General features: G+C 60.6%; 20 protein-coding genes. 16 read left to right on the forward strand and 4 right to left on the reverse strand.

The window, feature by feature from the left end:
* Positions 1-4: 4 nt before the first annotated feature.
* Genes HMPREF3101_RS05080 through HMPREF3101_RS05090 form a run of 3 tightly spaced genes read left to right on the forward strand, consistent with a single transcriptional unit; the run spans position 5 to position 2,581 of the window.
* The gene (locus HMPREF3101_RS05080; protein WP_070463336.1) at positions 5-1,084 is read left to right on the forward strand and encodes a glycosyltransferase 87 family protein; all 1,080 of its coding nucleotides are present in this window, start codon (positions 5-7) and stop codon (positions 1,082-1,084) included.
* Positions 1,077-2,063, forward strand: a complete 987-nt coding sequence (locus HMPREF3101_RS05085; protein WP_141737363.1) for a hypothetical protein — start codon at positions 1,077-1,079, stop codon at positions 2,061-2,063. The genes HMPREF3101_RS05080 and HMPREF3101_RS05085 overlap by 8 nt, the downstream gene beginning before the upstream one ends.
* The gene (locus tag HMPREF3101_RS05090) at positions 2,060-2,581 is read left to right on the forward strand and encodes a gamma carbonic anhydrase family protein (RefSeq protein ID WP_070463339.1); all 522 of its coding nucleotides are present in this window, start codon (positions 2,060-2,062) and stop codon (positions 2,579-2,581) included. The genes HMPREF3101_RS05085 and HMPREF3101_RS05090 overlap by 4 nt, the downstream gene beginning before the upstream one ends.
* Positions 2,582-2,588: 7 nt before the next feature.
* Here HMPREF3101_RS05090 and HMPREF3101_RS05095 read toward each other — a convergent pair whose 3' ends face one another.
* Positions 2,589-3,662, reverse strand: coding sequence for an ROK family transcriptional regulator (locus HMPREF3101_RS05095; RefSeq protein WP_070463340.1), 1,074 nt, complete (start codon positions 3,660-3,662; stop codon positions 2,589-2,591).
* Between the two features lie 107 nt (positions 3,663-3,769).
* On the opposite strand from HMPREF3101_RS05095, the gene HMPREF3101_RS05100 reads away from it, so the two are divergent.
* Positions 3,770-5,440, forward strand: coding sequence for a DUF885 domain-containing protein (locus HMPREF3101_RS05100; RefSeq protein ID WP_070463342.1), 1,671 nt, complete (start codon positions 3,770-3,772; stop codon positions 5,438-5,440).
* Positions 5,441-5,470: 30 nt separating this feature from the next.
* Here the strand turns inward: HMPREF3101_RS05100 and HMPREF3101_RS05105 are convergent, their stop codons facing one another.
* Positions 5,471-6,490 (reverse strand): AbrB family transcriptional regulator, encoded by a 1,020-nt coding sequence (locus tag HMPREF3101_RS05105; protein WP_070463344.1) that lies wholly within the window; start codon positions 6,488-6,490, stop codon positions 5,471-5,473.
* A gap of 26 nt (positions 6,491-6,516) precedes the next feature.
* Here HMPREF3101_RS05105 and HMPREF3101_RS05110 point away from each other — a divergent pair, with 26 nt between their 5' ends.
* Genes HMPREF3101_RS05110 through HMPREF3101_RS05120 form a run of 3 tightly spaced genes read left to right on the forward strand, consistent with a single transcriptional unit; the run spans position 6,517 to position 9,376 of the window.
* Entirely contained in the window at positions 6,517-7,272 is a 756-nt protein-coding gene (locus HMPREF3101_RS05110) for a TSUP family transporter (protein ID WP_070463346.1), read from the forward strand.
* A gap of 59 nt (positions 7,273-7,331) precedes the next feature.
* The gene (locus HMPREF3101_RS05115) at positions 7,332-8,693 is read left to right on the forward strand and encodes an AAA family ATPase (RefSeq protein WP_070463347.1); all 1,362 of its coding nucleotides are present in this window, start codon (positions 7,332-7,334) and stop codon (positions 8,691-8,693) included.
* Positions 8,694-8,698: 5 nt separating this feature from the next.
* Positions 8,699-9,376, forward strand: coding sequence for an RloB family protein (locus HMPREF3101_RS05120; RefSeq protein ID WP_070463349.1), 678 nt, complete (start codon positions 8,699-8,701; stop codon positions 9,374-9,376).
* A 16-nt stretch (positions 9,377-9,392) separates the two neighbouring features.
* On the opposite strand, the gene HMPREF3101_RS05125 is transcribed toward HMPREF3101_RS05120, so the two are convergent.
* Both HMPREF3101_RS05125 and HMPREF3101_RS05130 read right to left on the reverse strand, forming a co-directional pair.
* Entirely contained in the window at positions 9,393-10,871 is a 1,479-nt protein-coding gene (locus tag HMPREF3101_RS05125) for an amino acid permease (protein ID WP_070463351.1), read from the reverse strand.
* A 17-nt stretch (positions 10,872-10,888) separates the two neighbouring features.
* On the reverse strand, positions 10,889-13,168 hold the full coding sequence (locus HMPREF3101_RS05130) for an ATP-dependent RNA helicase (RefSeq protein ID WP_070463353.1): 2,280 nt from the start codon (positions 13,166-13,168) through the stop codon (positions 10,889-10,891).
* 25 nt (positions 13,169-13,193) lie between these two features.
* On the opposite strand from HMPREF3101_RS05130, the gene thpR reads away from it, so the two are divergent.
* The 9 genes from thpR to HMPREF3101_RS05175 all read left to right on the forward strand — a co-directional run bounded on the left by thpR (position 13,194) and on the right by HMPREF3101_RS05175 (position 18,883).
* Positions 13,194-13,760, forward strand: a complete 567-nt coding sequence (gene thpR / locus HMPREF3101_RS05135) for an RNA 2',3'-cyclic phosphodiesterase (protein ID WP_070463355.1) — start codon at positions 13,194-13,196, stop codon at positions 13,758-13,760.
* Positions 13,761-14,004: 244 nt separating this feature from the next.
* Positions 14,005-14,193, forward strand: coding sequence for a hypothetical protein (locus HMPREF3101_RS05140; RefSeq protein ID WP_070463357.1), 189 nt, complete (start codon positions 14,005-14,007; stop codon positions 14,191-14,193).
* Positions 14,180-14,953 (forward strand): hypothetical protein, encoded by a 774-nt coding sequence (locus tag HMPREF3101_RS05145; RefSeq protein WP_070463359.1) that lies wholly within the window; start codon positions 14,180-14,182, stop codon positions 14,951-14,953. Before HMPREF3101_RS05140 ends, HMPREF3101_RS05145 begins: the two co-directional genes overlap by 14 nt.
* A gap of 17 nt (positions 14,954-14,970) precedes the next feature.
* Positions 14,971-15,639 carry an alpha-ketoglutarate-dependent dioxygenase AlkB gene (locus HMPREF3101_RS05150; protein ID WP_070463361.1) on the forward strand — a complete coding sequence of 223 codons (669 nt, stop codon included), beginning with the start codon at positions 14,971-14,973 and terminating at the stop codon, positions 15,637-15,639.
* A 9-nt stretch (positions 15,640-15,648) separates the two neighbouring features.
* Entirely contained in the window at positions 15,649-16,353 is a 705-nt protein-coding gene (locus HMPREF3101_RS05155) for an SDR family oxidoreductase (protein WP_070463377.1), read from the forward strand.
* Positions 16,354-17,007 carry a LysE family translocator gene (locus HMPREF3101_RS05160; protein ID WP_070463363.1) on the forward strand — a complete coding sequence of 218 codons (654 nt, stop codon included), beginning with the start codon at positions 16,354-16,356 and terminating at the stop codon, positions 17,005-17,007.
* Positions 17,008-17,039: 32 nt separating this feature from the next.
* Positions 17,040-17,327 carry an RNA-binding S4 domain-containing protein gene (locus tag HMPREF3101_RS05165; RefSeq protein ID WP_070463378.1) on the forward strand — a complete coding sequence of 96 codons (288 nt, stop codon included), beginning with the start codon at positions 17,040-17,042 and terminating at the stop codon, positions 17,325-17,327.
* Positions 17,327-18,100 carry a VOC family protein gene (locus HMPREF3101_RS05170; RefSeq protein WP_070463365.1) on the forward strand — a complete coding sequence of 258 codons (774 nt, stop codon included), beginning with the start codon at positions 17,327-17,329 and terminating at the stop codon, positions 18,098-18,100. The genes HMPREF3101_RS05165 and HMPREF3101_RS05170 overlap by 1 nt, the downstream gene beginning before the upstream one ends.
* An 18-nt stretch (positions 18,101-18,118) precedes the next feature.
* Positions 18,119-18,883, forward strand: coding sequence for a hypothetical protein (locus HMPREF3101_RS05175; protein WP_070463367.1), 765 nt, complete (start codon positions 18,119-18,121; stop codon positions 18,881-18,883).
* Positions 18,884-19,087 lie beyond the last annotated feature (204 nt).

Below are 19,087 nucleotides of genomic sequence, written 5' to 3' on the forward strand. Positions count from 1 at the left end.
GACTATGACCGCCTTAAACGCTGCGATTCTGCTTGTCGCGATTGCGTTTTGCGGTTGGCGCTACAGCGTCAACGCGGGGATGCAGGAAAGCGCCTTCACCAAAGAGGTGCCCTCTGACCTGCAGGTGTATTTGCTTGGTGGGCAGAGGATGGCTAACCACCAGGATCTTTATGACGGGGATTTGCTGCCCGGATTGCCGTTTACGTACCCGCCGTTTGCGGGTGTGGTGTTTTCGTGGTTCGGTGAGCCCACGTCGGCGCTTGGGTTGTGGTGGAATGCGCTGGCTGTGGGGGTGTTGGTGGTGGTGTGTTACGTGGCGTCGAGAAGCATAAATGCTCCTTTGCTTGCGGTGTTTTTTATTCTGGCGACGGAGCCGGTGCATGCGACGCTGTATTTCGGCCAGATCAATATTTTCCTGATGGCGCTGGTGTGCCTGGATTTTCTGCCGCGCAATCGGCTGCCCGGCATTGGTACGGGCCTGGCTGCGGGGCTCAAGCTTACGCCCGCGTATTTTCTGGTGTTGCTGGCGGTGCAGGGCCGTTGGGGCTCGGTTGCCGTTGCCGCGTTTACGTTCCTGTGCACGGTGGCGGTTGGGTTTCAGCTGGTTCCGGATGCGGCGCGATTTTGGACTGAGGCCATGTTCGACTCGGATCGGGTGGGCGTTGCGGACAATCCTGGCGCTCAGGCGCTGCGCCAGGTTTTAAGCCGTGAGCTAGGCATTGACTCCACGGCCCTGTGGTTGCTGCTGGCTGTTGTGGTGACGGCGGTTGCGGCGTTCGGGGCCTATTTTGCTTATCGATGCCACGATCTCCCCCTCGCCGTAGCCCTCACCGGCATCGCGTCTTGCCTGGTTAGCCCGTTTTCTTGGCATCACCACTGGGTGTGGATCGTGCTGTTGGGCTGTGTGGTGTACCGCTGGTGGGGTGCCGCGCCGATGATCGTGCTCATGTTGCCGTTTGTGGCGGAAAACGTGTCGAACGGGCTGTTCTCCGTCCCGAACTTGGCGTTTACGGTGGTGCCGCTGTGCTTCATGGTTGTCTACGCAGCCTGCGGTGCACGCCAGCTATACTTAGGCAATGTTTAATCATCTTTCAGCCCGTTTTATGGGTCGTGTGCTTGCCGCGTCTGTCGCCGCTTCCGTTGCCGTTCCTGTAGCGGTGGTTCCCCCGCACGTTGCTTACGCTGAGCCAGCCCCTGTGACGGGCGTTGAGCTTGGCACGACCATTGACCAGAGTGTGGCGGTGGATTCCCGCTTCGACTTCACTGACGCCTACACCATTGGGCTTCCGCAGCTGAGGAAGGTGCGTGGTCAGATGTGGGACATCAACCCGCCTTTCAACGGCACTTCCTTGCGCCGGGCTGCGGCCGAAGCCGGGTTGGGAACGAAAGAGGCCTACGTCAATGCGGCGACTATTGATCCAAACCTGAGCCGCATTGCCGTCCAGCGCGCAGCGGAGCAGCCTGTCGGTTCACTGTCGCACCTTCGCGGGAAATCGATTGGTATTAGCGTTGCCACGATTAATGGGCGGGCGGCCCACTCGGAGATTATCGCCTACGGGAGGTTGGAGGATGCGATCTCCAAAATGTGGGGGCATGGTGAGCTGGATGTGTTGAAGAAGGCGAACGGCTACTACAAGCACATTGATGGCAGGTCTAATGGACACCTGCACATCATGCTCGACCCGGAAAACCGAGACTTCGGCTTTGGTGAGGTAACCATCACGCATAAGGGGCGGGGCCACGTCTATTCTGTCGGCGTGGTCGGAGGTTCACCCTTTGGTGGTGCCGCGTTGGAGAAGGGGAGAAAGGAGCTCTACCTGTACCGTCAGGCGCGGGAGGGGGAGAGCCCGACAGGTTTGAAGGAGTACACGCCGCACGCCCCTGCGCCGAATGTGCCGCAAGACCCTGTGCCAGGTGCGCCGGATAAGCCGAAGGATGAGCCGTCGAGCGACGGGAGTTCCGCTTCGGATCCGGAGGTGATCGTTGGCATTGTTGTGGGGCTGCTGGCGCTTCTCGGCGTGCTTGGGGGTTTGTTTCACTCAAACCTTATGCTTGCCCCATGATTTACAGCTTTGAAGGCCACACGCCGAACATCCACGAAACCGCCTGGGTGTCTCCCGAGGCCACGGTGATTGGGCAGGTCACGCTTGGCCCGAATGTCAATGTTTGGCCGGGGGCTGTGCTGCGTGGCGACGTTGGCGCCATCACCATCAGCGCCTTCTCCAACATCCAGGACAACGCTGTTGTTCACGTAGATACCGGCGGTGAAACCGTCCTAGGCCAGTACGTCACCGTGGGGCATATGGCCATGCTGCACTCGTGCACGATTGAAGACGCCTGCCTGATCGGCATGTCCGCCACCGTGCTCAGCCGCTCAGTGGTGGGGGAGGGCACCATCATCGGCGGCGGTGCTGTGGTGTTGGAGGGCCAGGAGATCCCGGCGTTTTCTATTGCGGCGGGTGTGCCGGCGAAGGTGAAGCGTGAGCTGGACCCAGAGACGCGACAGGCGCGCATCACGCACGCGGAAAGCTACGTTGAACTGGCAAAACGCTACAGTACGGGGCTCAAGCGCATCGACTAAAAGGAACTTACCCCTTCGCGCCAGCGGCAACCGCCAAAGGATCCGCAAGCACCAGGTCGAGGGCGACGGCGCGAGCGATGTCGCGGACCATCTCGCGGTGGCCGGGCAGCATGCGCAAGTCAATATGTGCGTGGTCGCCGGTTGCGCGCACTGCTTGGGCAAAGGGGGCGGGTGACAAGGGGTCGTCGATAAACGCACTGCCTGCGATGACCACCGTGGAGGGGTTGTGCTCCGTGCAGAGCTCACCAACCAGCTGGCCTAGGTTGCGGGCGCGCTTGTCCAGCGCCGGGCGGGTCACGGTTTGGTACTTCGAGTCCGTCACCGCCTGGCGCAGCGTCTGTATCTCCGGCTTGTTAATGGCGTTGAGCAGACCAAAGGTGGTCAGGTCCTCGCGTTCGACGGTGATGTTGTGCACGCCGTCGTTGGTAGTAATGGCGCACGCTAGCGAGTCATCCGCGAACAGCGCCATGACTGAGGGGGTGGCCAGGTTGCGGCTGGACTGCATCTCAGAGCCGACAATGGCCGCAGACACCGAGCTGACCTGGACGGGCACGGAGAATTGTTCGCGGAGCTGATCGCCCAGCGCAACATTTTTCCAGTTGAGGTTGGGAGCGGTCACCCGGCCGTCTGTAGTCACGGTGCCCGAAGCTGTAACGCCAACGGTGGCCAGGGGGCGGTCGATGGTGGCGGTGAGTTTGTTCAGCTCGGCCATGATGTGCTGGATAAAGTCATCTTGGTCCAGCTTTGCCACGGGTAGCTGCGCATCAACGAAGCGCAGCGTGCGGCCTTTCAGGTCAAACAGGGCGATGTAGGTGGCGTCGGTGCCGATGGAGATACCGGCATGGACGGTTTCCAGCTCCGCCAACTCGAGCGGGACGGTGGGGCGTCCGCGGCCGCGCGTTTTGGCTAGGTCGAAGCGTTCGGTGACGTAGCCGGCCTGCGAAAGTGCGGCGATTGCGCGAGTAATGGTGGGCTGGGATAGTCCGGTGGCCTCTATAAGTTCGGCCCTGGTGGTCAGCTGACCAAGCCGCACGAGGTGCAAGCACTTGGCGGCGGGGGTCTGAGGGCGGAGGAAAGCCATGAGTATTGATTACACTATTCTAGACCGCTTTGTCCATTCGGGGCGTAGTGAGCTGTGCAAAATCGGCTACGTGGTAAAACACACGTTTTGGGATAGACTGCCTTCCCATGACTGCAACATCCGAGCCCTTGCGCAAGCCATCCCTGCTTGACGCTACCTGCGAGGACTTCGTGTACGACATGGCGGAGCTCGTGCCCACCATGGGCACCCAACTAGGCATGGAAGGCCTAGACGGTGAGCTGCAAGATTACAGCCCGGAATACTGGAATTCTGTAGCTGGACGTATGCGTGACCTGGTCCAGGACATTGACGCTCTGAATGACTGCACCGATGACTCGGACGATGAAGACGACTTTGATGACGTCGACCACCTCACCGCCGCCGTTGTGCGTGACCGCATCACCCGGGAGCTTGAGCTGCACCACAACGGTGAATGGCTCAGCAGCCTGAACGTTATTGACTCGCCGCTGCAGACCATCCGGGATTCCTTCTCCCTGATGAGCCAGGAGACACCCGAGGATATTGAGGCGATTGCCTCACGTCTGTCCAAGGTGCGCGGCGCCCTGCACGGGTACGCGGAGTCCTTGGCGGAGGCAGCGCAGACGGGCAACGTGGCGTCGCATCGCCAGATTGATGCCGTGATTAACCAGGCGGAAGCGCTGGCAGAGGTCGGCTCGCAGCTGGAGCAGCTCGGCGTGGACCCGGAGAGCGCACCGGTGCAGGACGCCAAGGACGCGTTCGCGGAGTTCGCAGACTGGCTGTCCACGGAGCTTTCTCCGCAGTCCTCCCACGAAGACGCAGTGGGCCGTGACCGCTACGAACTGTTCGCCGGTCTCTTCTTGGGCCGTGACATTGATTGGGACGAGGCGTATGACTGGGCCAAGGACCAGCTCGCAGAAACCGTAGATGAACAGGTGCGTTTGGCGGCGGAGCTCTACGGCCCAGGTACGACCGTGCTGTCCGCCTACCGCCAACTCAACGAGGACCCGCGCTACCAGCTGCGCGGCACCGATGCGCTGCTGGAGTGGATGAACTCGGTCAATGAGCGCGCCTTTGCTGAGCTCAACGGCGATGAGCTCACCGTTCCGCCTGAGCTGCACAAGGTGGAGTGCGCGATTGACCGCGCGGGCTCCGGCGGTATCTTCTACACCCAGCCTTCAGATGATCTGGAGCGCCCCGGCATCATGTGGTGGTCCGTGCCGCATGGCCAGGAGGTCTTCCACACCTGGCAGGAGCTGACCACTGTCTTCCACGAGGGCCTGCCGGGCCACCACCTGCAGATTGGCACCGCGCTTCTGCAGCGCCGCAGCATCAACCTGCTGCGTCGTAACCTGTTCTACTCCGGCCACGGCGAGGGTTGGGCGCTCTACGCCGAGCACCTCATGGCAGAGCATGGCTATTTTGAGGATGCGGGCTATCGCATGGGGTTGCTGGATACCCGCAGGTTGCGTCTGGCGCGTGTGCTTATCGACGTAGGCGTGCACCTCAAAAAACCCACCCCCGACGGATCGGGCATCTGGGATGCCCAGTACGCCAAGGCATTCCTGCGCGACAACTGCGCGCTTGGCGAGGCACAGGTGGCGTTTGAGCTGGACCGCTACCTGGGTTGGCCAGGCCAGGCGCCGTGCTACGCCCTTGGCTTCCGCGATTGGCTGAACCTGCGCGACAAGGCCCTGGAGCAGGGCATGACCCTGAAGCGTTTCCACGACAAGGCGCTGCGCTTGGGCTCAATGCCGATGGACATGCTGGCGTGTGATGTGCTCAACCACGGCGCTTAGCTCCGCTAAGCGCCGTGAGAAAGCGTGTACTTAGCGCTGGCGCTTCAACCACAGCAGGATCTGCGGCAGGTAGCCTGCGAACAGCACCACGCAGATCAACCGGATCAACTGCAGGGTGATCACGGCTGGGCCGGTGCCGCCTTCAGCAGAGAGGGCGAGCACGGTTTCAATCGCGCCGGGCGTGGTGGCCAGGTAGCCCTCAAGCAGGGTCAGGCCCAGCCACTTCGACATCACCCAACCCATGCCAGCGCAGGCTGCCATGAGGATGATGATGTAGAGGAACGTGGCTGGCAGCATGCGTGAAAAAAGTTTCAGTGCCGGCACGCTTAAGCCACCGCCGACCATCCAGCCGATAGCAACGAGCGCAGCAATTGTAACCGGCGCAGGGCTGACGATTGGCACCTTGACCACGTAGCCAACCATCACGGTCATCAGCATCGGTCCGAAGATGGCCGCGTTGGGCAGGCGCAGCAGCTTGCCCAACGGTTGGCCCAGAAAGGCCATGGCGGGAACCAGTATCCACATCCACCACTGGGTAGGCTGCGCGCTAAAACTGCCGTCGCCGGTGGCCCCGAGCAGTGAAGCCACCAGTGGCAACGTAAATGACACCACCAAAAGCCGCAGGTACTGCGACAGTGCTACGTAGCGGACGTCCGCCCCAACCTCATGGGCGATCGCCGGCATGATGGACGCCCCACCCGCCAACAGTGACAACACGCCCGTCTCACGTGACACTCCGTGGTTAGCCAGGATGATGCCGCCGCCAAATGCCAGTGCAATGATGAATACCGCGCTGACCAGACCGGGCACAAGGTAGCGCACGAGGTCCGCTGGCGGGATGCCAATCAGTGGCAGGGCCGCCATCACGCCGATGATGCCGCGGGCGAACCTAAAGAAGATGTCGTTGACCTCAAGTTCTTTCTTGCCAAACAGCGCCGCCGCACCGGAGGCGATGATCGCCCCCAAGATCCATGCCGCCGGTACGTGCACCCAACTCAACAGGGCGCCCAACGCCACAGAAGCAGGTACTACGAAAAGCCAACGGTTCACAGCCGCTTAGGATACCCTTTGCGCTTATGACTCCAACCGCCATCACCATCCTTGCTATAGCTGCGGCCTTCGCCGGTTGGATTGATGCGGTGATTGGCGGCGGCGGTTTGGTACTGATTCCAGTGCTGATGAGCGTTAGCGGCATGCCGGCGGCCTCCGTGCTGGCCACCAACAAGGTCGCAGCACTCACGGGTACGGCCTCTGCGGCGATCACGTTGGTGCGCAAGGTTGGCGTGCCCAAGGCAACATGGTTGTTTGCCCTAGTGGCGGGCGCGGCAAGTGCGGGTGGTGCCGCGGCGGTGGCGTTGGTCAGCGACAGCGTCGTGCGTCCCATCATCATCGTGCTGCTCCTCGCCGTAGGCACGTTTGTGGCGTTGCGGCCGGAGTTTGGGGTGGGCGGTGATGGGGTGTTCACGGGGCGTCGGCAAGCAATGGCTCTTGTGGCGGCCGCTGCTATTGGGTTTTATGACGGCATCTTCGGGCCCGGCACCGGCATGTTCCTCATCATGGCGTTCACCGCAGTGTTCGCGCAATCCTTCATCCAGTCTGCGGCGATGGCAAAAGTAGTCAACACCGCCACCAACATCGGCGCGCTCAGCGTGTTCATCGTGGGCGGCTACGTGGTGTGGCCACTGGCCATCGGCCTTGCAGTGGCCAACGTCATCGGCGCACAAATCGGCGCACGCACGGTACTCGCCGGCGGCTCCAAGCTGGTCCGGTTCGCGCTGCTCGGGCTGGTGGTGGTGTTGAGCACCAAGTTGCTTATTGAAGAACTGCTGTAGCCAATAAGCAAAATTGCGTAAAAAGTACGTAGAAGGCCTTTTTAAGTTACCCTTTCGATGTGCAACTCATTCGATTTACCGCCGGAAACTTCAAAAGCATCGCTGATGAGCAGACGATTGATTTTGCCAAGTGGCCTGGCGAAAGCTCGGTACCTGATGTCCCGTGGGCAGATGTTGTGCGGCCGGTGACGGTGCTGTTGGGGGCAAACGCGTCTGGAAAGAGCAACATGCTGGATGCGTTGAGCTACTTTTCCCGCGCCATCCGTCTTTCAGCCACCCGCTGGCAAGATCTCGAAGATCCAGGTGAAGTGATGTTTTACCCGTTCGCCTCGGAGACCTCTGGCGTGAAGCCAAGCTTCTTTGAACTCGACTTTGTTGTAGACGGCACACGGTACCTGTACGGGTTCGAATACGGCAGTCTCGGTGTTGAGGGGGAATGGTTGCATTACGTTCCCAATCGCCGTTGGACCACAATCTTTGAGCGAGATGTTGCGAGCAGTACGCCTAACAAAACCTTTGTCTCAGAAGATGAGCGGGCTGTTTTGCGCTTTGCCAACCCTCGCGAGCTTTATCTTTCGGTTGCGCTGCGCGGACGGTTTGGAAAACTCGGTGGTTTGGCTCAGGCGATCGTTGATTCGCTGCGGTTCATCGCTTTGAGTGATCAGCACCGTGAGCAGCGCATTCACAATGTGATGCGAGCGCTGCGAAGCGGAGGGATGAACTTTGATGATGTAGGACAGCTTCTTGTCGCTGCGGACACCGGCATAGTCCACGTCACACTCGATGAAAGCAAGTTGCCACCGGACCTCGTTGAGAAGCTTCAGACGGCGGCCGCTTCCCTCAAGCAGCTGCATCCTTCCCCTAGGGCAGGCGCTGCGCTGACGAATTCCGACGGTGACGGGGGAGTCATCGAGTTTTCAGAAAAAGACCTGGAAGCGGTGGCACTGCACTTGATCTTTGAGCACCAAACCGAGGACGGCACCATGTCGCTCGGACTACGCGAGCAATCCGACGGCACTGTTACCTGGTTTTCACTCGCCACCATTTTGGTAGAAGCGCTAAAGACCGGTGGTGTGGTAGTTGTTGATGAGCTTGATGCGCACCTGCACCAGCACCTGCTCTTTCTCATCGTTGAAGCTTTCACAGACACAACAATCAACGTGGGCGGCGCGCAACTGTTTTTCACCTCACACAGCACAAACTTGCTGGAGCGGATGCAGGAGCTGAACCTGAAGGAACAGTCGTTCTGGTTCACCGAAAAAGGCTCTGACGGCAAGACCACGGTCTACTCGTTGGCGGATTTCACGAAGGATTCGCGTGCGAACTATGAGCGCCGCTACCTTGACGGTCGCTACCGGGCGATCCCGAACCTCTCCCCGGCAACGCTACGGGGCCTAACTAACGCGAATGTTGGTGGTTAGCGCTAATGGCAGCAAGGAAGTCCAGATCTGGTAATCCGTCGCGGAGAAAGGCAACGGCGAGGCGGCCGCAGAACGAGGTAGAGAACAAAGTTCTCGTGGTTACGGAAGGCACGGTGACAGAGCCCCAATACTTCGAGCGCCTCAAAGGAATCATCAGTGAAGACTTCGGGGTACAGCTTGTGGTGAGACCGAAGTTGAGCAAGAAGCCGAAGACAAAGTGGACTAGTAACCCAGTTAGCGTGGTGGAACAAGCCATCCGTATTCGCGATGAAGCAAACGATCAAGGTGGAGATGTGGTGCCATACGCTTGCTGCTTCGCTGTCGTGGACGTGGACCAATGGAATCAAGGAAAACAGCCCACTGCTCTGCGGCAAGCAATTGCGCTTGCGCAAAAGGAGGGCATTGTACTTGTTGTTTCTAACCTGAAATTCGAAGTGTGGTTACTCTGCCATGCTGACGAATCTTCACGTCCGCCCACGACTAGTGCAGAGTTAGACAAGCGCTGCGCATCCGCTGGTCTCATGCGCGGTAAGACACTGAAAACTGACTTCCCTTTTGGCCGCTATGGGGAGGCTAAAGCTGTGGCACTTCAGCTGGGAAGGGTGAAGGCAGGGCAGGCCGGACCGAATCCATCGACAGCAATGCCCAACTTCCTCGATGCCATCAGAGCCTTGGCTGACTAGCCCTGGTTGAAATCCTCTACAGCACCAGGGACCCGTTGACCAGTCCAACCACGGCTAACACAGAACCGATGACAACGAGGGCGACAACGAACCACTCGAAGGCGTTGAATAGGCGCTCACCATGCGCACGCTTAGTCAGTACGTACGGGATGATGCCCGGCAGCACGGCGAGCGCACCGAAGAGGACGTACACCATGTCAGCGGCGTAGATGAGCCACAGCGAGTAGATGAACGCCACGGCGGCAACAACCAAGTGCTTGGAGTTGGTTGCGCGGTCTGGGCGTACCTCGGCGTTCTCGGTGTCCTCGGCCGGGTTCTTGTCCGCACGCAGCGCAAGCAGCACGAGGTACAGCGCGGAGAAAATGTACGGCAAAAGGTACATGATCGTTGCCAGCTGGACCATGGCGTTGTAGGAGGTCTGGTTGGCAAAGAACACGATGACAAAGAACTGGATGACCACCGTGGAGATCAGCTGCGCCGTAAATGGTGCGCCGGCGTTGTTGGCGCGGCCCAGGCGCTTCGGCAGCAGGCCGTCATTAGCCATGAGCACGATGGGTTCAGCGCACAGCATCTGCCAGGACACGTATGCGCCAAGCACGCTCAGGCACAGGCCGATGGAGATGAACACGCCACCCCAAGGTCCCACAACCGCCTCAAGTACCGCTGCCATGGAGTTGTCCGGCAGCGCGGCCAGTTCCTGCTGGGTGAGCACGCCGTAGCTCAAGGTGGACACGGCAACCAGAAGACCCAAAACGGACAGGAACCCGATGATGGTGGCACGGCCAACGTCCGTACGCTTGGATGCCTGCTTGGAGTAGACGGATGCGCCCTCAATACCAATGAACACCCACACGGTGTAGAGCATGATGCCCTGCAGCTGCTTGGAAAACGACAGGCCAGAGCTTTCGCCCCAGAAGTCGAACGTGAACTTGTCCCAACTAAAGCCCAGGAATGCCACCAGCACAATGAAGGCAAGGATAGGCACGATTTTGGCAACGGTGACCACCACGTTCATCACCGCCGCCTGTTTGATGCCGCGGGTGAGCATGAAGAAGATCGACCAGGTCAGTACCGATACCGCCAGGGCAAGCACCCACTGATTGCGGAAGATGGGGAAGTAGTAGCCGATGGTGCCGAAGAACAAGGTGGCGTAGCCCACCTGCGCCATGACGGAACCAAGCCAGTAGCCCAGGCCGGAGGCGAACCCGATGAAATCACCCAACCCCGCACGCACATACGAGTACACGCCGGAGTCTAGGTGCGGTTTGCGCCGCGCAAGGATCTGGAAGACGAAGGCGATAGAGAGCATGCCCACGCCGGCGATCAGCCAGCCGGTGAGCATCGCGCCGGGGCCCGCAGCGGAGCCGATGTTTTGTGGCAGCGCGAAAATGCCGGAGCCCACCGTGGAGCCGATGATCAGCGACACCAGCGTCCACATGGACACTGTGTGCGTCCTGCCGTGGGCCGTGGTGTGCGTCTTATGCGCAGTTGTCATGCCGATAATGTAGCGGTTTACATTTTGTTCTTGGTCTTCGCCGTGGCTTTGGCGCTCCAGGGGTCTTCCGGCCAGGGGTGCTTGGGGTAGCGGCCACGCATGTCTTTGCGCACCTGCTGGTAGGGCCCGTCCCAGAAACTGCGCAGATCATCGGTGACCGCAAGTTCGCGTCCGGCAGGCGAGAGCAGGTGAAATAGCACGCGCACCCCGGAAACCACCGGCGAGGTGGCCAGCCCGAAGCATTCCTGCAGTTTCACGCGCACCACAGGCCGACCGGTCTCGTAGGAAATCTTCGGCCGCGACCCGCTGGGCACCGCTAGGCGCTCCGGCGCGCTTTGCTCCAGCTTGCCGGCCAGCTCCCACGGCAGGTTGCGCATCATTGCGGCCCGCATGTCGCATTTGCTTATCGACGCCCCACGCAACACCTCCCCAACCTCAACCGCGTAATCCCCACGCGAAATATCCGGCCAGCCAGCTTGCTCGTGGAGGAAGGTGAGACGGGAAAGGAGGTCGCGTTCGTTGCTATCAAGCAGGAAGTCCTCGAAGCGGAATGATGCGGCGGCCTCTTCCAGTGCCTCGCTGGCGGCGACGGTGTTGGTTGAGGCGTTGAGGGCGACCGGCGTTGCGCTGAGCTCGATTGCGCCGATGGCTTTGACTTTGCGAAGCTGCACCTTGTCCTTATTTACATGCGCACGGTAGCCCTGCGTGATGCGCTCGGTTGGAAGCTGCGTGGCGGCAGCCGCGCGGATTACGGCGTTGTGTTTGGTGCGCTGCACCTCAGCGGCCGCGATCCACTCGGCGCCTGTCAGGTTGATCTTCGGATCCAACGTGGCGCGCGTGCCGCTGGCCAGCAAGTATTCCTCGCCCATGCGCTTGGCCACCCACTGCGGAAACGCGGTGCTGACTACCTCACCAGCAGCAACCGGCGGGCCCTTCGGCGCGAGCTTGGCCAGGCGGGTGACCTGGTTGCGCGGGGGATCCACCCGGCTTAAGTCACCGCTTAGGCCCTCCGCAATCGCCGCGACCGTGGGGGCGGCGCCGCTGCCCAACTTCAGCAGCGCGGCACCCAAACGTGGGTCCACCGGCAACGCGGCAAGTGCGCGGCCGAAGTCCGTGATCTCACCCCGGTTGTTCAGCGCGCCCAGTGCCTCTAGCGTTTCCTCCGCCTGCTGACGCGCCGCAGCTTGTGGCGAGGTCAAAAGCGGCAGGTCTGGGGAGCCCCACGCCTTCATCATCAACACCGCTGCCGTGAGGTCACTGGTGGTGATCTCCGCGGCGATGTCTTCACGAAAGTGCTGGTAGTCAGCCTCCGAGTATGCGCGTACCACGGTGCCCGGCCCCAAACGCGCCGCACGGCCCGCGCGCTGGTTCGCGCTCGCCTTGGATGCAGACACCGTAACCAGGCCAGTCATGCCGCGGGCATCCCTGCGCGGCTCCCTTGAAAGGCCCGCGTCCACAACCTTGCGCACGCCCGGCACGGTTACAGATGATTCCGCCACGGCCGTCGAAACCACCACCGGCGCATCCCCGTAAAGCGCCTGGTCCTGCTGCTCGCTGGTCAACCGCCCGTGCAGGGGTGCGGCTGCCACCCCGTGCTTGTGCAGTGCCTCGCACACTAACTCCACCTCACGCACCCCCGGCACAAACACCAAGGTGCGGCCCTGTGCTGTTGCTGGTTCTTTGCCAGGTCTAGCGGCCAGGGACGCCACATGTTCGTAGAACTCTTTTGTGCCTGACGCACGTCCCGCATGCGGCGCATACTGCACCTCCAACGGGTACGTTTCCGCCTGGGTTGACACCACGTGCGCGCCCATATGGTGTGCAAACGCCGTCGCGTCCAAGGTGGCGGACATGGCGGTGAGGAAGAAGTCGTCCCGAAGAATCGCCACCTCCATGCACATCGCCAACGCCAGATCCGTATCCAGCTGACGTTCGTGCACCTCATCCAAAATCACCGCGTTCACACCCCTCAGCTCCGGGTCCTTCAGCAGGCGGTTCAGCAGCACGCCGGGGGTGACAAACTCCACTAACTCACCACGCTTGGCTTCGCCGCGGATGGCGTAGCCGGAAAGCTGCGCGTCGTCGAGAAGCGAAAGGCGCCGAAACGCCGCACGAACCGCAACCCTGCGAGGGGCCGTGACCAGCGTCTTCCCATGCGCATTCGCAACCGCCGGCGGGATCAGCGTCGTCTTACCCGTACCCGGCGGCGCCTCAACCACCAGCGGGCCCGCCTCAGGCAACTGGCCCAGCACCCCAGCCACCGGCAGGCCGCGCCCGATTTTCTCCAAGTCAAACATTGTTTTCCAGGGTACCTTTGAGGCCATGAGACGCCTGTTCGCCGCAATCGTCCCACCAACCGAGGTCCGCGAGCACCTCATCACCGCACTCCGCCCGATCCGCGACGGCTTCGGCACCGAATCCCGCTGGACCGACCCGGACAACTGGCACATTACGCTGGCGTTCTACGGATCCCAGCCCAACGACGCTGACCACGTCACCGACATCCTCGCCCAGGCAACCGCCTGGGCCTCGCCGTTAGAGCTGCGGCTTCGCGGCGCCGGCTGCTTCGACCGCCGCACCCTGTGGATCGGCGTCGGCGGCGACAAAGCGGAGCTGAAGACCCTCATGGCTGACTGCCTTCTGGAGCCCGACGCCCGCGGCCGGCAGCGCGCCCACCTCACCGTCGCCCGTACCGGCACCCGTACCAGGGACTTCTGGCTTCTTGAGGACCACGCCCACGCCCTCTCCATCTACTCCGGCCCCCGCTGGCACGTGGATGAAATCCACCTCATGGAATCCCACCTGGGCAAAGGCCGCTCCGGCGGGCCGAAGTACGAAATCGTCGACACGTTTTATCTGCGTGGACCTGCGCGCCGCGAAGCCTCGTAGGAGACATACCCCCTGACCTGCGTTAATCCCACGCGCCCCGCTAGCCTCATTGCAAACAAAGCGATTTGTTACGGATGTGACGAACCCGACCTGGGCTTTTGTAAACGAGGCCCCCTCGTTTACAGGATTACGACTGATCGCCTGCCTTCAGCTCGAACAACAATTTCGAACATCTGCTGGCGTGTTACCCCAGTGTGCAACAATGGGCACAGCGAACCAACAAGAACATTTCCAAGGAGGGATTATGTCTACGCCGATTATTCGCCGACTCACGGTTGAGGAGGCTAAGCAGGAGCTACATAATCTCGAGCAGCAGGTAGAAGGTGGAATCGAGGCGTTCGAGGAGCGTGCCCACTCGTACGATTTATCACCTACCGAGCAGGGCGTATGGCAGCGCATTTCGGAACTACGGTGGCTTCTTGGGAAGCATTGATAGTAACGCTGACGCGCTGACGCAGCAGATCGAAGCGTTCAACGAAGAACTCAGTGATGCTGTTGAAGCGTTCACTGGGTCTTCGTTCGTTTTTGAATACAGTCTGCTGCACCAGGGTGATGGAGATATCGCTTCGATTCGCTTGTCGCAATCTGAAGGAAAGCAGGGGATAATTCCGCTCTTTTCCCAAGGCAAGAAAGTGTTGGGCGTAGTTCCTGAATATCGCTGTTCATGGGACAGCGGAGGAAACTATTTGGCGGTTGAATCATCGAAGTTTGCGGTTTATCCGTATGGCAAGACAGAAACCGAGCCGCTTTTTCGTATTGAATATGTGAAGGACCAGAATCCGAATCAGCCGAGTTCGCATATTCATGTTCATGCGCACAGGGATGAATTCACGCACTTGCTTGGTTTTGCTGCAAAGCTGAACCCTGAAAGAAGTAACCAGGTGAAGAGGTACTTTGAGGGGACGTCGAGAGTTTCGCAGTTTCACTTTCCAACGGGAGGGCACCGTTTCCGTCCATGCCTGGAAGAAGTATTTGAGGTTCTTCGGGTGGCGTTTGTGTTGGATGTAGATAACGGCCGGTGGCAGGAGCAGTTGAGGACCGCGCGGTTGCGCTGGCGGAAGATCCAGACGGCGGCTGTGGTGCGTGATGATCCGCGTGAAGCTTTAAGGGTTTTGGTCGAAGATTTCAAAATGCCCTGGCCAGAGGGGTGGGAATGCCCCGAGCCGAATTTGGATAAGATCACGCGCTCCTGAAACCCCAACTAGGTCCCATGCTTTTCGACGCCCTCCCGCGCACCCCCTCCAACCCACTCCCAGGAGTGGTACACCTGCCGAACTTCCTCAACGTCGAAGAGCAAGCCGCACTGGTCACCCAGGCGCGAGACATTGCTCACCGGGTGAAAGGTACGCCGGTGGCGATGCGGCGCCCGCGTGTGGGGCAGGGGCAGATGGCGGCGTGGTTGTTGTCGTTGGGGTGGTTTTGGCAGACGCAGCCCTACCGGCTTGTGCGGGAGGTGGACGGCCACCCGGTGCCGGAAGTACCCGCAAACTACCAGGTCATAGCCAACAACATCATGAACCAAGCACGCGAAATCGACCCGTTGGTGGGTCCCACGCCGACAGTGGAGACCGCACTGGTGAACTTCTACCCGCCGGGCGCAGGCATGGGCCTGCACGTTGACGCGGAGGAGGAATCCGACAACGCGGTGGTCAGCCTCTCCATCGGGGAGGAAACGATCTTTCGCATTCAAAACCCCGGAAGTGCCGAAAGCACACACCAAACGGACCTGCTGCTGATGTCCGGGGACGCGTTGGTGTTTGGCGGTCCGGCAAGGAGGGCATATCACGGGGTGAAGGCGCCGCGCGAAGCCACCGGGCCCAAAACCACGGGTCTGAACGAGGGACGGATAAACATCACAATGCGCCAAGTACACCGGTAACCTGTGCGCATGGACAAAAAAGTTGCTGTAGTTACTGGCGGCTCGGCCGGTATTGGTGAGGCCGCGTGTCGTGCGTTGGCGGCCGATGGTTGGCACGTGATTGTGGCGGCGCGCCGGGTGGAGCGTTGCCGCGGCATCGCTGATGAGATTGGCGGCGAGGCATTGGAGTTAGACGTCACGGATGAGGCGAGCGTGGACAAGTTGGCGAAGCTCCCGCGGGTAGACCTTCTTGTTAACAATGCTGGTGGGGCGAAAGAGCTTGATTTGCTTCGGGACGCGAACGCGAACGACTGGCAGTGGATGTTCGACACCAACGTCATGGGCACCATGCGCGTCACCCAGGCCCTGTACCCGCAGCTCAAGGCCGCAAAAGGTTTGGTTATCAACATCGGCTCCGTGGCGGCGACGGATGCGTACAAAGGCGGCAGCGGCTACAACGCGGCGAAGTTCGGGTTGCGCGGGTTGACCAGGGCATTTCGCAGAGAAGAGGCGCCCGACATCCGCATCTGCGAGATCGACCCGGGCCGCGTGAAAACGGACTTCTCGCTCAACCGTTTCCACGGCGATGCGCAGCGTGCCGCCCAGGTGTACGAGGGCAAACTGAACCTGACCGCGGAGGACATTGCGGAGGCGATCCGTTGGGTGGCATCGCTGCCGGTGCACGTGAACATTGACACGATGAGCATCATGCCTGCTGACCAGGCAGAACGTTAGGTGACTGGGTCGGCGTTCGCGGCGCTGCTTGGCGTGTGGTTTGCCGCGATTGTTAGCCCTGGTCCAGACACGTTTCAGATCATCCGCATCGGCTCGCGTGACCGTGCGGCCGGAGTGTGGGCTGCCGCGGGTATCACGCTTGGCAACGCATTTTGGATCATCGGCTCGCTGCTCGGGTTGTCGGCCCTGGTGCAGACGGTGCCGCAGATTTTGACGGTGCTGCAGATCGTCGGCGGCGGCTACTTGCTCTACATGGGTCTTGGGGCGTTGCGGGGTGGGGTGAAGGCGCGCGTCGGTAAGCAAAAAAGCCCTGATGCGGTCGAACCTGCCGCGCGAGCCATGTCCACCGCCAAGGCGTTCGGCGTGGGTGTGGCCACGAACCTGTCCAACCCGAAGGCGATCCTGTTCTTCGGCGCGATCTTCGCCCAGTTCATCCGCCCCGGCATGGGGTGGCAATGGATGGTGGCAATTGCGGCGACGCTGATTATCACCGGGCTTTTGTGGTTCGTCGGGTTTGCGCTGGCAGTGCGCGCCCTGGCGAGGCCAATCCTGCAGCATGGTTGGGCAATTGACCTGGTTACCGGCCTGATCTTCATCGCTATCGCGGTGTGGATGCTCATCGAGGGGCTCGCCGGTCTGCCCATGCTGTTCTAAACTCCGCACCAATCTGGCTTATGCTTGGCCGCATGCATGTTGAGGTGCCTATCAGCGGCGACACGATCAAACTGGGCCAGCTGCTCAAGCTGGCTAACCTGGCGGAATCCGGCGGCCAGGCCAAAGAAATGATTGAGGCCGGGGAGGTGACGGTCAACGGCGAGGTGGTCACAAGCAGGGGCTTTCTGCTTCACGACGCTGACGTCATCTCCACCCCCCACACCACCATCGTCATCACCACAAACGGTAGCGATGACGATTACTTTGATGAGCGCACCGCCAACGATGATTTCGATCCGGAGAAGTGGAGGAATCTCTAATGCCCGCATTTGAAGCCGTACCCGGAATGCCGTACTGGCAGGACCTGGTGACCAACGAGCCGCAAAAGTCCGCCTACTTTTACACCAAGGTGCTGGGTTGGGACGTTTCTGGTGGTGACTACCGCGTAGCCCGGATGCACGGGCTGCCGGTGGCGGGCATTGTCAGCACCGGCGCAAAGGAAGCGCTGAACGAATGGGTGCCGTACTTCCTCAGCGTTGATGTGGCGGGGGATGCAAAGCGTGTGGAAAAGCTTGGCGGCCAAGTGCTTGCCACCGCAGAGGTGGATCTGGGCACCCTTACCGTATGCGCCGACCCGTTTGACGGCTACTTTGGTTTGATCCAGCCGGCGGGGGAGGACCGCTTCGTTGCCGCTGGTGAACCGGGCGTGCCGGTGTGGTACGTCTACGGTGGTCCCGAGGTTGCGGCGGTTGATTTCTACGCCGAGCTCTTCGATTGGGAAGTGCGCAAGGTTGACGACGAATACATTGCCCTCCAGGACGGCGCACCGTTTTTGAGCATGGAGATCGGCCTGGTGCCTGAGTTGGCGCTGTGGCAGGTTTACTTCGGTGTGGAGGATCTTTCCGCGGCGGTGAATGCCGCAAAGATGTTCGGCGCGAAATACCTGACGGAACCTGAGCTCACTTCGTTTGGCCTGGTCAGCTACCAGGAGGATGCCACGGGAGCCGGCGTGTACTTCTGTGAGGTAGAGATGCCTGTGTTTGAAGATGCCTCCGAGTCCGATTCAATCCTGCACCTAGACCGCGAAGCGTAAGGCCCAGAGGCATACGAGATGAAACTGCGGGTTGTTGCGGGGGCGCTTGCGTGCGCGCTGGCGTTGTCGTCTGTCGTTGCTGCGCCGACGCAGGCGTACCACGTGGATCCGTCGTACTTGCGTGACCGCACGGCGTTGGCCGTGGTGCACCCGGACGGGCGGATCTCAATGTCCGCCAACGCCGAGGAACCACGCCCAGCATTGAGCCTGGCCAAGCTCTACCTGGCGTACTACGTGCTGTACAACGGCACAGCCGAGGAAAAGTCCCAGATCCCGGAGATGGTGGCCACCTCCTCAGACCTCATCGCCAGCCAGTTAGACCAGAAGTACCCAGAGGCAATCGAACAGATCGCGAAAGACTTCGACCTGAAAGCCACCGTGCGCAGTGGCTATTGGGGACAGACGCAGACTTCTGCCCGCGACGTTGCCACGTTCATCTCCTCCATCGTGTGGGACCCGAAGGCGAAACCCCTATTCGCGGGCATGAAGGACCAAAGCGCGGTGGCTGCCGACGGCTTCATCCAAGGCTTCGGCACCGCCCGCATGAACAACGTGAAGGGATCCAAGATGGGCTGGACCGATGATCGCGCCAGCGCCACCGGCAGCGTCTCGTGGGGCGAGATTGGCGACGAAACCTGGGCCGTCGCAGCACTGACCTACGGCACGGCTTATGAAAACACCGTGGATGTGCGCCACGGCATCAACCAAGTGGAGGACACCCCAGCCAAAGACAAGACTGCGGCGAAAGAAACGGCTGCGGCGAAGAAGTCGAAGCGCCGCTAGTGTTCAAGCCCCGCGACTAACGGTGCACTCCTCATGGCACACACCTACCTTTCCAACCAGCAGTGCTGACTGTTTAACGACGTTTGGCTTCCTCCGCTTCCATATATTCCGAGAAAACGCGGCAGGCTTGTTGGTATTCTTCCTCAGCGGTCAGCTTGCCGGGCTGGGTCTTAAGGTGTCGTGGGTTGAGCACGGCTTCATAAT

Origin of the sequence: Corynebacterium sp. HMSC29G08 (assembly GCF_001806875.1) — a bacterium.
GTDB lineage: Bacteria > Actinomycetota > Actinomycetes > Mycobacteriales > Mycobacteriaceae > Corynebacterium.